Annotated in this window: 12 protein-coding genes; 6 read left to right on the plus strand and 6 right to left on the minus strand. The window is 69.1% G+C overall.

The window, feature by feature from the left end; genetic code table 11:
• Nucleotides 1-42 precede the first annotated feature (42 nt).
• Entirely contained in the window at nt 43-363 is a 321-nt protein-coding gene (locus tag IPG05_13455) for a heavy metal-binding domain-containing protein (protein ID MBK6496084.1), read from the plus strand.
• 26 nt (nt 364-389) lie between these two features.
• Here IPG05_13455 and IPG05_13460 read toward each other — a convergent pair whose 3' ends face one another.
• Nucleotides 390-593 (minus strand): hypothetical protein, encoded by a 204-nt coding sequence (locus IPG05_13460; protein MBK6496085.1) that lies wholly within the window; start codon nt 591-593, stop codon nt 390-392.
• Between the two features lie 8 nt (nt 594-601).
• The gene (locus IPG05_13465; protein MBK6496086.1) at nt 602-2,311 is read right to left on the minus strand and encodes a sodium:solute symporter family protein; all 1,710 of its coding nucleotides are present in this window, start codon (nt 2,309-2,311) and stop codon (nt 602-604) included.
• Nucleotides 2,312-2,411: 100 nt separating this feature from the next.
• On the opposite strand from IPG05_13465, the gene IPG05_13470 reads away from it, so the two are divergent.
• The gene (locus IPG05_13470; protein MBK6496087.1) at nt 2,412-4,295 is read left to right on the plus strand and encodes a 4-alpha-glucanotransferase; all 1,884 of its coding nucleotides are present in this window, start codon (nt 2,412-2,414) and stop codon (nt 4,293-4,295) included.
• Between the two features lie 27 nt (nt 4,296-4,322).
• Here the strand turns inward: IPG05_13470 and IPG05_13475 are convergent, their stop codons facing one another.
• Nucleotides 4,323-6,116, minus strand: a complete 1,794-nt coding sequence (locus tag IPG05_13475; GenBank protein ID MBK6496088.1) for a TonB-dependent receptor — start codon at nt 6,114-6,116, stop codon at nt 4,323-4,325.
• A 122-nt stretch (nt 6,117-6,238) separates the two neighbouring features.
• Between IPG05_13475 and IPG05_13480 the strand changes: the two genes are divergently transcribed.
• Entirely contained in the window at nt 6,239-8,230 is a 1,992-nt protein-coding gene (locus tag IPG05_13480; GenBank protein ID MBK6496089.1) for an amidohydrolase family protein, read from the plus strand.
• Nucleotides 8,231-8,254: 24 nt separating this feature from the next.
• On the opposite strand, the gene IPG05_13485 is transcribed toward IPG05_13480, so the two are convergent.
• Genes IPG05_13485 through IPG05_13495 form a run of 3 tightly spaced genes read right to left on the minus strand, consistent with a single transcriptional unit; the run spans nt 8,255 to nt 9,811 of the window.
• Nucleotides 8,255-8,734, minus strand: coding sequence for a DUF3592 domain-containing protein (locus IPG05_13485; GenBank protein ID MBK6496090.1), 480 nt, complete (start codon nt 8,732-8,734; stop codon nt 8,255-8,257).
• On the minus strand, nt 8,734-8,892 hold the full coding sequence (locus IPG05_13490) for a hypothetical protein (protein ID MBK6496091.1): 159 nt from the start codon (nt 8,890-8,892) through the stop codon (nt 8,734-8,736). The genes IPG05_13485 and IPG05_13490 overlap by 1 nt, the downstream gene beginning before the upstream one ends.
• Before the next feature lie 22 nt (nt 8,893-8,914).
• Nucleotides 8,915-9,811, minus strand: coding sequence for a hypothetical protein (locus IPG05_13495; protein MBK6496092.1), 897 nt, complete (start codon nt 9,809-9,811; stop codon nt 8,915-8,917).
• Between the two features lie 130 nt (nt 9,812-9,941).
• Between IPG05_13495 and IPG05_13500 the strand changes: the two genes are divergently transcribed.
• The 3 genes from IPG05_13500 to IPG05_13510 are packed head-to-tail and all read left to right on the plus strand — an operon-like array spanning nt 9,942 to nt 15,202.
• A complete protein-coding gene (locus IPG05_13500; protein ID MBK6496093.1) occupies nt 9,942-12,665 on the plus strand; it encodes a glycoside hydrolase N-terminal domain-containing protein in 2,724 nt (907 codons plus the stop codon).
• The gene (locus tag IPG05_13505; GenBank protein ID MBK6496094.1) at nt 12,628-13,707 is read left to right on the plus strand and encodes a 6-bladed beta-propeller; all 1,080 of its coding nucleotides are present in this window, start codon (nt 12,628-12,630) and stop codon (nt 13,705-13,707) included. Before IPG05_13500 ends, IPG05_13505 begins: the two co-directional genes overlap by 38 nt.
• Nucleotides 13,708-13,717: 10 nt before the next feature.
• Nucleotides 13,718-15,202, plus strand: coding sequence for a hypothetical protein (locus IPG05_13510; protein ID MBK6496095.1), 1,485 nt, complete (start codon nt 13,718-13,720; stop codon nt 15,200-15,202).
• Nucleotides 15,203-15,206: the final 4 nt, after the last annotated feature.

Consider the following 15,206-nt stretch of genomic DNA (forward strand, 5'->3'; position numbering starts at 1 on the left):
CCCATGGATGACCTGACCCAAGCCAGCAGTGTTCCCCACGAAATGACCACCACCGGCTTCGACCTGCCGGGGTATCAGGTCGTCCACTCGCTCGGCGTGGTCCGCGGGGTCGTGGTGCGGAGCCGGTCGGTCATCGGCACGCTGGGCGGCAAGCTCCAGACGATCTTCGGGGGGAACATCTCCGCCTTCACGTCACTCGCCGAGCGGGCCCGGCAGCAGGCGTTCGACACGATGCTGCTGCAGGCACACCTCTCCGGGGGCAACGCGGTGATCGGCATCCGCTACGACGCCAATGAAATTCTCCCGGGCGTGACGGAAGTGCTGTGCTATGGCACTGCCGTCGTGGTGGAAGTGTTCGAGTAGCGTTCGCTGTCCGCCGGGGCGCGCGATCACGACGCCGCGCGTCCCCGGCGCTTCGCCAGCCAGAGCATCATCCCACCAAACAGCAGCAACACCACTCCCCACCAGAGATTGACGTTGATCCCCAGCGACTTGGCGTAGATGGCCTGGTCGGAGATCAGGCCGTACGCCACCAGCATGGCGCCGATGGCAGTAAACATCCAGCCGATCGGGAGGCGGAGGTCGAGGTTCATCGGGGCGCTCACCAGAAGAGGATGTTGAGGACGAGCGTGAGCCCGAGGACCACGACGCCGAGCGTCGCCGGGCGCTGGTACCAGGGGAGGTTGCCGTCGGCCTGCTTCGGCGTCAGGGCATAGACGAGGCCGGCGAGTTCCTCGTCGCTCTTGTTGGCGCGGGTCGCGAGCGAGATCAGGATGGTGGCCACGAAGCAGGCACTCCAGGCGACAATGGCCGTCCAGAAGTTCTGCGCCATCTCGCTCGGATAGGTCTGCAACACGGGGCCAAGGAAGCCGCCCTTGAGCCCGGGGGTTCCACCCATCGGCAGCGTGAGCCCGTGGTGGACCGCCGCGGCGAATGTCCCGAGCAGCAGGCCGAAGAAGGCACCGTGTCCGGTGGCGCGCCGCCAGAACATCCCGAGGAGGAAGGTCGCGAAGAGCGGGGCGTTCACAAAGGCGAACACCAGTTGCAGCATGTCCATGATGTTGTTGAACCGCGTCGTCGCGTAGGCCGCGCCCACGCTGAGCAGGATGCCAACGACCGTGGCCGTGTGGCCAACACGCAGGTAGTGCTTGTCGGACTGCCCCGGGCGGATGTAGGCCTGATAGATGTCGTAGGTCCACACCGCGTTGAACGCGGTGACGTTGCCCGCCATCCCCGACATGAACGACGCCATCAGCGCCGTGAGCCCGAGGCCGAGCAGCCCCGATGGCAGGTAGTGCGCCAGCATCACCGGGATCGCGAGGTTGTAGTTGGGGAGGCCGTCGGCGCCGATCGGGAGGAAGCCGCCGCTGCTGTCGTGCAGCGCAATGGCGATCATCCCAGGCACGATCACCAGCATCGGGAAGATCATCTTGGGCAGTGCGGCGATCAGCGGCGTGCGGCGCGCCGCCGTCATCGACTCGGCGGCCATCGCCCGTTGCACCACGAGGAAGTCGGTGCACCAGTAGCCGAAGGAGAGGACGAAGCCGAGGCCCATCATCATCCCGAACCACTCGACGCCCATCGGATTGTCGCCGGGGGAGCCGAGGTGGCGCCAGGCACTGCTCCATGCACCCGCCTCGTAGCCAGCCTTTGTCGCGACCGGAGCCAGCTTGGCGGTGAGGCCGCTCCAGCCGCCGACATCCTTCAAGCCGAGGAGCACCAGCGGGAGGAAGCCGAGGACGATCAGGAAGAACTGCAGCACCTCGTTGTAGATCGCCGAGGTGAGGCCACCGAGGAAGATGTAGGCGAGGACGATCGCGGCGGAGAGAATCACGCTGGTGTTGAAGTCCCAGCCGAGCACCAGCTCGAGCAGCTTGGCAAGGGCGTACATCGAGATGCCGGAGGAGAAGATCGTCATCGCGGCAAAGGTGAAGGCGTTGAGGCCGCGGGTCTTCTCGTCGAAGCGGAGGCGCAGGTACTCCGGGACGGAGCGCGCCTTCGAGCCGTAGTAGAACGGCATCATGAAGATGCCGACGAAGACCATCGCGGGAATGGCGCCGACCCAGTAGAAGTGCGAGGTCATCATCCCGTACTTGGCGCCCGACGCCGCCATGCCGATCACTTCCTGCGCGCCGAGGTTGGCGCTCAGGAAGGCGAGTCCGGCGATCCAGGTGGGGATCGACCGGCCCGAGATGAAGAAGTCCTCGCTGCTCTTGATCTGTCGCCGGAGCACCCAGCCGATGCCGAGCACGAAGGCGAAGTAGACGAGCAGGATGGCGTAGTCGATGCCGCCAAGCTGGAGCTGGGTCACGAGGCAATTGTCCGTCGAGGGATGCGAACAAGCTCCGTTCCAAATCGCGCAAGCGCAAGGTCGGCTGGCGGAACGGTCTCGATCCTCCTAAGCTCTGCGCATGGATTTCCTCGAGTCGTTGCACGCCCTCGCCCGCCACTTCGGCGTGCAAACCGCCTATCACGACGGACTGGGCCGGCGCGTGGATGTCGGTCCCGAGACGCTGGTGCGGATCTGTGCCGCCCTGGGCGCCGAGCTCACGCGGGCGGAGGACGCCGCGCACGCGTTGCGCGTGGCCGAGGCGCGCGCGGCCAGCGCCTTGCTGCCGCCAGTGCTGGTGGCGTGGAATGGCGAGTGGCCCGCGCATCCGGTGCCCGGCGACGCCGTCGTGACCCTCGAATCGGGCGTGCCGCACACGCGCCGCTTGATCGATCGGCTCCCGTTCGGCTACCATCGCCTGCAGGTCGAGCGGAATGGCCGGGTCGAGGAATGCACCGTGATCGCCGCACCGGTGGAGGCATATCGGCGCCCGGGCAGCCATCAGAGCTGGGGTGTGGGGATCCAGCTCGCCGCGCTCCGGTCGTCGCGGAGTCGATCGGTGGGTGACCTCCGCGACCTCGAGGCGCTCTGCCGCTGGATTGGCGCGCAGGGTGGCGATGTGGTCACGGTGCTGCCGCTCCTGCCGACCTTCAATCGCGACGACCCCGAGCCGAGTCCCTATTCGGCCGTGAGTCGGCTCTACTGGTCGGAGCTGATGCTCGATCTCGGCGTACGCAATCAGCCCACACCACGTTCGGCGCAGCTCGACGTGACGCGTGCCGACGCCGAGGTGCGTGCGGCACTTGCCGATGAGAAGGTGCCCGAGGCGCTACTCGCGAATGATCCGGAGTTGCTGCGTTACGCCGCCTTCCGCGGCGCCCAGCAGCAGCATGGCCGCAATTGGCGCGACTGGCCCGACGCGGCGCGCTCGGGACAGCTCACGGCGGCCGACATTGACGTCGAGGAGATGCGCTTCCACCTGGTGGCGCAGGCGATGCTTCGTGCGCAACTCGGTGGCCTGCGCGAGCGGCTCGACGCCGCCGATTTCCGTCTCGGCCTCGACCTCGCGGTCGGCGTGCACCCCGATGGGTACGATGCGTGGTCGCGCCAGGCGCTGTTCGCCGCCGGCGTGTCGGTGGGCGCTCCCCCCGATCCAGGCTTCCCGAGCGGCCAGGACTGGGGCTTCGCGCCGCTGCATCCCGAGGCGTCGCGGCGCGAGGGGCATGGGTATCTGGCCGCCTCGATCCGGCACCAGATGGAGTTGGCCGGCGTGCTCCGCGTGGACCATGTGATGGCGTGGACGCGGCTCTACTGGATCCCGCAGGGCATGCGCCTCGATCAGGGGACGTACGTCGCCTATCCGGCCGATGAGCTCTTCGCGGTGCTGACCTTGGAATCCCATCGTCATCGCTGCGAGGTCGTCGGCGAGAATCTCGGCACGGTGCCGCCTGACATCGCCGAGGCGTTGCCGCGGCACCGGATCTGGGGGATGTACCTGGCGCAGTTCGCGGCGATGTCGCCGAATCCGATCGAGGGACCAACGGCCGACGACGTCGCGCTGGTCGGGACGCATGACACCCCGACGATCGCCGGCTGGCTGGCCGGGGTCGATATCGACGATCGACTGCGTGCCGGGCTGCTTGCCCCCGAGGCCGAGGCGGTGGTGCGAGCCGAGCGGGCGTTGGCGACGGCGCGCGTCGCCGAGCTGCTCGGGGTATCGGTCGACGATCCCGCGGCGATGCTCGGCGCGCTGCTGGAGTGGCTCGGCCGGTCGCAGAGTCCACTGGTGGTGGCGTGGTTGGAAGACTGCTGGCTCGAGCGCGAGGGAATCAACCTCCCCGGCACGCGGTCGTCAGAGCACCCCAACTGGCAGCGGCCGATGGCGCGACTGCTCGACGAGTTCATGAACGACGCCGGCGTGCGCGGCTTGCTGGCGCGGTTGGAGGGGGCGCGGCGAGGGCGATAAGGCTCGCCGTGCCCAGCGTGGTGCCGCCTACCGCCCGCCCCGCCAGTTCACCCCAACGTAGAGCGCTCGCCCCGCGACGATCTTCCCCGACGCATCGATCCATTCCGCCCCTGCAAGGTTGGTCGCGTCGAGCGTGATGCCGAACTGCGACCGCCGCCATTCGAGTCGTGCGTTGCCCGTGATGTAGCCATCCTCGGTGGCCCGGCGCGCACCGACCAGCGCGGCGGTGGCGCGGATCGACGCCGTCGGCGCGTAGCTGAGTTGTGCCGTGGCGCGCCGGGTGATCGGCCGCAGCGCGTATTTCCCGATCAATCCCGCGCCGGACGATCCATCGAAGGAGAGCGTGGCGCCGCTGAGCGACCCCGACCACCGGCTGGTCGACGGCAGCGTGAGCGTCGCCTCGACACCGCGATACTCGGCGTCGCCGACATTGGTCGCCACCCACTTGGTGCCCGCCGGCGCGTTGGCCGCCTTGACCCAGTCGATCGTGTTGCTCGCATTCCGCGCAAAGCCCGTCACGTCGAGCGCCAGTGTCCCCTCGCCGTGCAGCCGGACGCCGGCCTCACCACTCCAGAAACGTTCGGGGACGAGGTCGGCGGTGCCCTGGTTGGCCGGATCGACGTAGTAGCGGTCGGTCCAGGACGGCGCGCGGAAGCCGCGGCCCGCGCTGCCGTGCAGCGTGGCGCGTCCGTTCAACGGGAGTGCCAGTGCGACTGATGGCGAGACGAAGTCGCCGAAGGTCGAGGAGTGATCGCCACGCACGCCGAGCGTGATGGTCGCGGCGCGACCGGCATCGATGCCCATCTCGCCGAACGCCGCGGTGCGCGTCTCGGCGCGGTCGCCGAGTCGGGCACTCCGGAGCGAGGCGCGCATCCCTTCGATGCCGATGGCCAGTGCTGCGTTGCCGACGGAGGTGCGCCCGACCACTTCCGCCGAGGACTGCCAGTTGGTGTGGCGGTTCTCGTAGACTGAGGGGTTCTCCTTGATCAGCGTGAAGCGGTCGGTGTGGCGACGGGTGCCGATGGTCGTGGCCAGTGCCCAGCGGCCGACGGCGGCGGCCCAGCGCAGGTCGCCGGTGATCGTGCTGGTGGCCTCGGTGGAGTTGTACGGCGCGTAGAAGGTGTTGGCGCCGAAGTCGCGGATGCCGATGCCGAGGTTGGCGTCGAGGCGGCCGTTTGCCGACGGCGCGCTGAGCGCGATGCGCCCCTGACCGATCCGGTAGTCGGTGCCGAGGCGATAGCCGTCGCTCTGGTCGTAGTCGGCGCTGGTGGTGAGGGTCGCCGAGCCGAGACGGGCGCCGTTGATGGCGCCGCCGCCGAAGGTGCCGAAGGTGCCGGTGCTGGCGCGTGCTACTGTCGCGCTGGCCCCACGCCGGGTGATGATGTTGATCACGCCACCGACGGCGTCGGCGCCGTAGAGCGTGGAGGCGCTGCCGTGGAGGATCTCGATCCGCTCGATGCTGCCAAGCGGGACGGCGAGGTCGAGTGCGTAGTGCGAGGTCTGCACGTCGCTCATCCGGATGCCGTCGACCAGGACGAGCGTCTGGTCGGCGGTGCTGCCGCGGAGCGAGATGTCGGCCTGTGCAGCCGAGCGGCCGTAGACGTCGACGCCCATCTGGACGGCAAGTAATTCGGCGACGTTGCGGGCCGGTGAGCGGGCGATGTCGTCGCGGCTGATGACGGAGACGACGCGGGCCGGATCGGCCGTGCGGACGCGCGACGACACGACGATGGTGTCGAGGACGGCGGGGCGGGATTGGGCGGTGAGTGGAGTGCACGGCACGAGGGCCGCGAGGGCGGTCAGCAGGGGGAGTTTGTTCATGCCCGAAGCATAAACGGGGGCCAGTTGCCCCCCGTGAAACAGCACTGCGTACCTCGGCGTACCTTCAAGGGCCGGCCGATCACCCGATGCATCGCACGGCGCCCCCTCCCGGAGACATCGTCATGCCCGCTGTTCGGATCATCGTCATCGCGACGCTGCTCGCCGTGTCCAGCGCCTCACGCGCCACGCTGCACGGTCAGGCGCTCCCCGACACGACCGAGCAGGGGGAGTTCACGATCTACAACATCCAGCAGCGCGTGGGGACGGAGCGCTACAGCATCGTCCGCGAGGGCGACGTGGTGGTGCATCGGGCCACCTGGTCGTTCAAGTACCTCGGCGGCTCAGGCGAACTGGCGACGGAGCTTCGGACGACGCGCGCCGGGCAACCGATCGCCTTCCGAATGAAGGGTCCCACGTCGACGTGGACCCAGGCCGACATCGAAGTCGCCTTCGATGGCCCACGCTTCACGGCACGATCGGAGTCGACGCCCACGAGTGGCGTGACGCCCGCCGGCGCCTTCCCGACCGGGCACTATCCGCCGACGGCCGTCGCCCAGGCGCTCTTCCGGCATTGGCAGCGCCTCGGCCGGCCCGCGCGCATTCCACTGCTCCCCGCCGGCGAGGCCACCTTCGCGAAGACCGGCGTCGACACCGTGACGTCGGAGGGCCGGCGGGTCGTGCTCGATCGCTACCGGCTGACCGGGCTCATCTGGGGGCGGCAGTCCGTCTGGGTGGATGCCGCCCAGCGCGTGATTGCGGCAATCGGCGGGAACGCGGAGCTCGATCGGTCGGAGTACATCCGCACCGGCTACGAGTCGGCGATGCCGCGCTTCGTGGCGGGCGCTGTGGCCGACGGGATGGCCGCGATCGAGGCGCTGAAGCCGAAGGTGGCGCCGACGCATACTGGTACCTTCGCGATTCGCGGTGCGCGGATTGTCGATGCGACGGGCGCGGCGCCTATCGCGAACGGCACCGTGGTGGTGGTGGACGGACGGATCGCGGCGGTCGGGCCGGCGGCGCAGGTCACGATTCCGCGTGGCGCGGCGATCATCGACGGCACTGGCAAGACCGTGCTGCCCGGGCTCTGGGACATGCACGTGCACTACGAACAGGTCGAGTGGCCGCTCGCGAGCCTGGCCGCGGGCGTGACCACGGTGCGGGACGCGGCCAACGAATGGGAGCTGATCACCGAACTGCGCGCGGCGCAGCGCGCGGGCCGGATCCTCTCGCCGACGATTCTCGCCGCCGGGGTCGTTGATGGCGGACCGGAGCCGCTCGGCGTCATCGTCGCGAACACCGACGCCGAGGCGCGCGCGGTGGTGCAGAAGTACCATGCGGCCGGCTTCGAGCAGATCAAGATCTACGGCTCGCTCCCGCCGGCGCTCGTGCCGGTCGTGACGGCGGAGGCGCACCGGCTCGGCATCACGGTGACGGGGCACGTGCCGCGCGGGATGACGGCGCGGCAGTTCGTCGAGGCCGGGGCCGACCAGATCAACCACATGTCGTTCCAGTCGCTGCTGCGCGTGGGACGTGAGCCGGTGAATCTCGCGTCGGATTCGGCCAAGGCCGGGATCCAGTTCCTCCTCGCGCACCGCACCGTCCTCGATCCGAGCCTCTCGCGCGGCGAGGAGAGTGGGCACTGGCGGGGCCATTACGAGCTGGTCGAGCCGGGGGTGCTCCGGGTGCCGCTGGAGTTGCGGGTACCGCTGCAGAGCACCGGCATCGATAGCGCGCGCGCCGTGGCCGCGACGGCCTCGCAGATCCGGTCGGCGAACATCGTGAAGGGGCTGCGCGATGCCGGCGTGCCGATCGTCCTCGGCACCGATCTCACGGTGCCGGGCTTCAGCATCTACCGCGACATGGAGCTCGCGGTGCGCGGCGGCTTCACGCCAATGGAGGCGATCCAGGCCGCGACGATCGTGTCGGCGCGCGCGATGGGGAAGGAACGCGAGAGCGGCACGGTGGAGGTGGGGAAGCGCGCGGACCTGATCATTGTCGACGGCAATCCCGCGGAGCGGATCGAGGAGATCCGGAAGGTGGAGCGGGTCGTCATCGGAGGGCGGGTGTACCGGTCGGCGGAGCTGTGGGCGTTGGCTGGGTTTGTGGCGAAGTGATGGAGCGGCGCGTGTGGCCGCTGCTTACACGTACTTCCCCACGAACCACGCCAGCGGCGGCAGCACCACGCCCAGCACGATGAACACCACCGGCCCGTTCCCACGCTCTCGAATCAGGAACGCCTGCTCGGGATGCGACGGGTCGACGTAGGCGCGGACGTTGGCGTGCAGCGGGAATGGCGCGAGCACTTCTGCGGCACTCTCCACCGACGCATAGCCGCGCCCGATAACGTTGGGATACAATCGGTCGCTCTCGTACTCGGTGCCGAGCACCTGGTAGCGAAAGCGCACTTCAGGGGAATGCGACGTGGTGCTGTTGCTGAAGCCCACTCGGCCGTCAGTGTCCGCGGTGGTACTGCTCACCACCTGCGAATGGATCACGGTGGCCTCGATCGGTCGGGCATCGGCCAGGTTTCGTCGCTGCTGGATGAATTGCGTGATCCCGACGTACAGGAGCATCACGCCGAAGCCGCCAAAGATCAGGAAGGTGATCCACTGTGCCATCACTCGGGCTCCGGTCTGCCGGGTGAAACCAGCGTGCCCGCGCGCCACTGCCGCTGCACCTCGGGGAGTGCGTTCCGGAACCACGCCGACGAGGAGAGTCGCTCGCTGCTCTCTTCTTCGGCGACGCGGACCGTCGCCGAGTAGTAGAAGGAGGTCATGCCGCGGTCGGGCGTGCGCCTTCTACTCGGCAATCAATCCCAGCAGCCACTCGCCCGGCGTGAGTGCGAGCGCCATCAGGCGCGTGCTGCGGCGGCCCTCGTCCTCAAGTGAGGCGACCGCCTGCGCCAGGCGGTGGCGCGGCGTGACCGCGGGCCATGGCGCCATGGTGCCGTCGGGGCGCTGCTGCGCCTCGAGCGCCGCGTAGATCGGCTCCCAGAGCGGCGCGTTCTCGCCCACGAGTCGCGTCGCTTCGGCGCGCAGTGCCGCGCGTTCCGGTTGATCGCGATTGCGAACCCGGCGCAGCATGTAGACGACGAAGCCCGCCGTCCCCGGGACGCGCTGCTCCACGGCACGCAGTCGCTCGACGGCCGGCGCCACCCGCCATCTCGGCGTGCTCCGCTGCAGCACCAACTCATACGCCTGCGCCGCCATCTCGGCGAAGTGTTCGTCGCGATTGGTCGCGGCGTACTCGTCGTGCTGCGGCAGTGGCGTGGCGCGCAGCAGCCGTCCGACGGCATCGGCGTGATAGGCGCGGAGCAGGTGCGCGCGCTCGTGGATCTCGACTGACTCACCGGCGAGCGCACCGCGCGGCGCCATCGGCCGCGAGAGCGAACCGGCGAGGATGCCGATGGTCGAGGTCTGGGTCCACGCCACGCCGGCGGGTCCGCCGAGGTCGTGGAGGATCAGCGTGCCGTGATGGCCATCGGGAAGGAGGCGATCGACGAGTGGGCGGCGCACTGCCTGGTAACGACGCAGGTCGGCTGCGGCGCTGTCGGAAGCGGTCCGGACGACGGCCGAGGTGCGGTAGAGGGCGAGGACTTCGCGTTCCTGACGGCCCGCCAGATACCAGAGGTAGCCCGCGATGCCGACGTTGTAGCAGAGCAGCATCAGCACGAAGCGTGACAACAGGCTGCGCACGATCCCCCGACGCGGTGCGTCGACAACGAGTGCCGTGGCTGGAGATGTTGCGCTCTGTGACACTCGGGGTATCCTCCGTCTGTCGAAGGGTGCCTCAGGATCGAGACCGGGTCAAGGAGTATCGCACCAGATGAAGCGATTCGTACACTACATGATGCCCATCGTGCTGCTGACGGCGCTCCCGCCGCTGGCCGCACAGGACCCCCGGTCGACGCTGCGGCTTGCCGCGCCAATCACCCGCTGGGACGAGGCGGTCCCGATCGGGAATGGCCTCCTCGGCGGCCTGCTCTGGGGCGAGGCAAGCACCCTCAAGCTCTCGCTCGACCGGGGCGACCTCTGGGACGAGCGGCTTCCCGAGATCTTCAAGGACCCCGAATGGACCTGGCCCGCCATGCAGAAGCTGGTGCAGGCCGGGAACATGAAGCGCTTCCACGAACTCTTCGACGAGCCATACGATCGGATCCCGTATCCGACGAAGCTCCCCGGCGGCCGGCTGGTGATCGAGCGCGCCTCGAGGGAACCGGTTCGCGAGTTCGCGCTCAACATGGCGGCGGGTGAGGCAGTTGCCCGCTATGGTGCCGATTCGGTCGAGGCGGTGGCGCTCGCGCACCGGAAGGTGCTGCTGCTGCGCATCCCCGGCCGAGTCACCGTCCGCTTCGAGCCGTCGGCCGGCGTCACCAAGCTCGGCTACGCCCCGGCCACCGTCACCGCCAACTCGTACCTGCAGCAGGGCGCGCTCGGCTTCTCGTATGCGGGGGTCGTTCGCCAGAAGGAGTTGGGCGATGTGACACTGCTCGCGGTGACGATCGCCACGAGCACCGAAGGGGCCGACCCGGTGGCGATCGGGGCGGCGCGCGCCGAACTCGCGCTGCGCGAGGGTTGGCACACGGCGGTGACGATCCACCGCGCGTGGTGGAAGCGGCACTGGGCGATCAGCGGCGTGACCATCCCGGACGCCGCACTGCAGCAGCACTATGACCTGGTGCAGTACTTCTACGGCGCGGCCGGGCGCCGTGGTGCGCCGCCGATTCCGCTGCAAGGGGTCTGGACCGCCGACGAGGGTGGCCTGCCGCCGTGGAAGGGCGACCTCCACAACGACCTCAACACGCAGATGACCTACCTGGCCGCGCACACCGCCGGGATGGACGACGCGATGCTCGGCTGGCTCGACTATCTCGACTCGCGGCTGCCGGAGTTTCGGAAGTTCGCGCACGACTTCTACGGCGTGCACGGCGCCGTGATCCCCGGCGTGATGACGCTCGCAGGCAAGCCGATGGGCGGTTGGGGGATGTATTCGCTCTCGCCGACCAACGGCGCGTGGGTGGCGCAGTCCTACTATCTGCAGTGGCGCAGCACCCGCGACCGGCTCTTCCTGCGGCGGCGCGCGTATCCGTTCGTCAAGGAGATCGGCACCGCACTCAGCGAGCTGCTGGTGCCGGGCAAGGACGGGCTGCTGCGGCTGCCGCTCTCGTCGAGCCCGGAGATCCACGACAACTCGATCCGCGCCTTCCTCAAGCCGAACTCGAGCTACGACCAGGCGTTGCTGCGCTGGACCTTCGGCGCGCTCGCCGAGATGGCCGCGGCGCAGAGCCTCACGGCCGACGCGGCGAAGTGGAATGCAGTGCTCGCGCGACTCGGACCGATGGTGCCGAAGGGGACGACCGGGTCGCTGCCGTTCTCGGCCGGCGAGGAGTACACCGCCTCGCACCGTCACTTCTCGCACGCGATGTCGATCCATCCGCTCGGCCTGCTCGACGCACGCGGCCCCGATTCGATGATCGTGCGGCACACGGTCGACACGATCGCGAAGTACGGCACGTCGCAGTGGACCGGCTACTCGTTCAGCTGGTTCGCGGCGATGCTCGCGCGCACCAATCGTGGCGACGAGGCGCTGCGCTACCTGAGCGACTACCTGGCGTTCACGCTGCGGAACGGCTTCCATGCCAACGGCGACCAGTCGGGGCGCGGCCTCTCGTCGATGACGTACCGGCCGTTCACGCTGGAAGGGAACTTCCTGATGATGCAGGCGGTGCACGAGATGCTGCTCCGGAGCGACGGCACCACCATGACGATCTTCCCGGCGACGCCGACGAGCTGGAAGGACGCCTCGTTCCGGCAGCTGCGTGCCGATGGCGGCTGGCGGGTGAGCGCGTGGCGCAGCAATGGCGTGGTCGATTCGGTGAAGATCGTGGCACCCGCCGGTGGCGGGTTGCTGACGCTCGCGAATCCGTTCGGCGATGCGCCCGTCACGTGGAATCGGCAGGGCATGGTGCGGCAGGGAGAGAATTGGGTGGTGCGGGTGGGGCCGGGGGCGTCGTGCAGGGGCGGCGGTCGTAGGGGCGAGGCGGGGCGGGGGCGCGGGGGCGACGCGCAGCGGCGGAGTCGCAGGCGTCGCCCATCCGAGCGGGGCGAGGGACCGCGTAGTTGGGATCACGGCGGGCCCCTGGCGCTGGGGGCGGGGCGGCACGGCCGGGCGGGGCTCCGCGGGTTCTCGTCGAGCCCTCTCCTCCGCCGGATGTGCCGACTTGCGGCGCCCCCGGCATGCTGTATAGGGGCGCCGCGGCGAGACGCTTGGAACACGCGAGCCAGGAGCCCCCAGCCCGGCCCCGCCGGCATGCAATCCACCGTCGACTCCACGCCGGCTGCGCCGGCCGCGCCAGGGACTGGCGGCTGGGGGCATCTTCGTGTGGCCCGCAGCCTGACGGCCGCGGCTGAGGGCATCGCGGCACGAACAGGTTGCCCCATCCCCCGGCGCGGCCGATATTCCAGCGTCCCCACCAACACGCCCGTGCTCCATTCCCCCCTGGAGTTCCGTCATGCCCGCTCGTTCCGAGCCGCATCCGTCACGTCGTGACTTTCTCGCGTCGGCGGCCAGTGCCGCCGCCTTCGCCGCGCTTCCTGTGCCGCTGCGTGCCCGCGAGCCTGGCGAACTGCCGATCCTCGGGATCGGCGACTATCGCTACACGATGGATCATGCCTGGGCCAAGCTCCCGAAGGGGAAGGGGTTCGGCTACACGCACGGGATCGTCGAGGACAAACAGGGGCGCTTCTACATCGCCAACCAGAGCCGCGACGCGATCGTCGTGGTCGACGCTCAGGGGAACTACCTCTCCTCGTGGGGGCAGGCGTACGCCAAGGGGGCGCACGGACTGAGGATCTCGGAGGAGGAGGGCACCGAATATCTCTACCTCGCCAACACCGGGCTCGCGCAGGTCGTGAAGACCACGCTCGACGGCGACGTCGTCTGGCAGGCGGGGCGGCCCTACCTGGCCGGCGTCTATTCGCAGGACCGCGGTTATTCGCCGACTGAAACGGTGGTCGGGCCGAACGGGATGCTTTATGTGGCCGACGGCTACGGCCAGTCGTGGATTCACATCTACGATGCCAAGGATGGGAAGTACATCGACTCATTCGGTGGCCGTGGTACTGCACCCGAGAATCTCCGTCAGCCGCACGGCATCTCGATCGACACGCGTTCCGGCACGCCGCGCCTGCAGGTCTCCGACCGCGGCAACATCCGCATCGTCAACTTCACGCTCGAGGGGAAGTACCTCGGCGAAGTGATCACCAAGACCGACCTTCGCTTCCCGTGCACGTCGTTCCATCGCGGCGACCTGCTCTACGTCCCCGACCTCTACGCGCGCGTCTCGATCTTCGACAAGGAGAACAAGAAGGTCGCCGACCTGGGCGACTATCTCGACGGGCAGCCGTTCGGCGGCGAAGCAGAGTTCGGGACGAAGTACCCGGACCTCAAGGGCTACCCCAATGTGCCGCACGAGAAGCGGCGGCAGGGTCGCTTCATCTCGCCGCATTCGCTCTGGGTCGACAAAGTCGGCAACATCTATGTCGTCGAATGGATCAACGATGGTCGAGTGACCAAGCTGACGAAGATCTGACGCGGCGCTGGTGACCAAGACCCTCCGCGCCCTGCTGGTCGGCCTCCTCCTCCTCGGCATCATCGCCGTGGTGGGCGGCGATCACGATTCCTCGCTCTGGCCGCTGGCCGGCCGCTTCCACCCGCTGCTGGTGCACCTCCCGATCGGGATGCTGCTGCTGGCTATCGTGGCGGAACTGCTCGGCCGCAACCCTGCGCGGAGCGCGTGGCGGCCGCTGGTGCCGCTCGCGCTGCTGCTGGGCGCGTGGAGCGCGATCGTGGCGGGGATCGTCGGTCTGCTGCTCTCCGATTGGGGGAGCTACGACCCCGACGTACTGCAATGGCACCGCTGGCTCGGGCTGGGGATTCCCGTGCTCGCCAGCGCGAGCTGGTGGCTGCGCGAAAAGGCGGAAGCAGGCGAAGCGCGCGCCCACCGCAGCTATCCGATTGCCGTGGGGGTGTTGCTGCTGGCGATCACCATCGGCGGCCACCTCGGCGGGACGCTCACGCGCGGCGAGGGCTACCTCACGCGCTATCTCCCCGAAGGGGTGCGGGCGATGGTCGGCCTTCCGGCCGAAGAGGCGATGGCGACGATCACGATCGGCAACCCCGACACCACGCGCGTCTATGCCGCACTGATCCAGCCGATCCTCACCTCGCGCTGCGGGTCGTGTCACAACCCGATGCGCCACAAGGGCGGCCTGGTGCTGACGACGTCGAAGGGGCTCTTCGCGGGGGGACGGCAGGGGAAGGTGGTGGTGGCGGGCCGCGCCGAGGAGAGCGAACTGATGGTGCGGGTGTCGCTGCCACCCGGGCACACGGACGCGATGCCGCCGGACCGGCCGTTGTCGATCGCCGAAGCCGAGCTGCTGCGGTGGTGGATCGCGCAGGGGGCCTCGATCGACATCAGGCTCTCGACCATCGAGCGGCCGAGCGGCGTGCGCCGGACGCTGGCGGCGTATGGGCTCGAGGACCTGCCGACCGGGATCTTCGCGTTGACGGTGCCGCCGGCCGACAGCACGGCGATCGCCGCGGCACGTGCGGCCGGGATCTCCGTGGTGCCGCTGGCCCGGAAGGGGAGCTACCTCAGCGTGGCGGCGACCAACGCCTCGGCGGCGCAACTGGCGCGGCTCCGGCCGCTGTTGCAGCAAGTGGCGTCGGTCGACCTCTCGCGCGCTCCAGTGAATGACTCGGTCACCGACCTGATCGCGGCGATGCCGCACCTGACGCGACTCAAGCTGACGGGCACGCGGGTGACGGACGCCGGCGTGGCGCGCCTCGCGTGGTTGCCATACCTCGAGTACCTCAACCTCGTGGACACCGACGTCGGTGATGCGGGACTGCGCGCACTGGAGCGGTTGCCGCGGCTTCGGGCGATCCACCTCTGGGGAACGCGGGTCACCGCTGGCGGCGTGGCCCGCCTGCAGCAGCTGTTGCCACGGGCCGTGATCACGCTGGCCGCGCCGGTGATGCCGCCGGATTCGATCGCCACCGACACCACCAAGAAGAAGCAGTAGGGGA

The sequence above is a fragment of the Gemmatimonadota bacterium genome, from assembly GCA_016704275.1.
GTDB lineage: Bacteria > Gemmatimonadota > Gemmatimonadetes > Gemmatimonadales > GWC2-71-9 > Palsa-1233.

Bases quoted from the DNA above. Each gene is read 5' to 3' on its own strand.
- IPG05_13470 (MBK6496087.1), top strand. From the start codon at position 2,412: ATGGATTTCCTCGAGTCGTTGCACGCCCTCGCCCGCCACTTCGGCGTG.
- IPG05_13505 (MBK6496094.1), top strand. From the start codon at position 12,628: ATGCCCGCTCGTTCCGAGCCGCATCCGTCACGTCGTGACTTTCTCGCG.
- IPG05_13500 (MBK6496093.1), top strand. From the start codon at position 9,942: ATGAAGCGATTCGTACACTACATGATGCCCATCGTGCTGCTGACGGCG.
- IPG05_13490 (MBK6496091.1), bottom strand. From the start codon at position 8,892: ATGACCTCCTTCTACTACTCGGCGACGGTCCGCGTCGCCGAAGAAGAG.
- IPG05_13475 (MBK6496088.1), bottom strand. From the start codon at position 6,116: ATGAACAAACTCCCCCTGCTGACCGCCCTCGCGGCCCTCGTGCCGTGC.
- IPG05_13455 (MBK6496084.1), top strand. From the start codon at position 43: ATGACCACCACCGGCTTCGACCTGCCGGGGTATCAGGTCGTCCACTCG.
- IPG05_13460 (MBK6496085.1), bottom strand. From the start codon at position 593: ATGAACCTCGACCTCCGCCTCCCGATCGGCTGGATGTTTACTGCCATC.
- IPG05_13480 (MBK6496089.1), top strand. From the start codon at position 6,239: ATGCCCGCTGTTCGGATCATCGTCATCGCGACGCTGCTCGCCGTGTCC.
- IPG05_13485 (MBK6496090.1), bottom strand. From the start codon at position 8,734: ATGGCACAGTGGATCACCTTCCTGATCTTTGGCGGCTTCGGCGTGATG.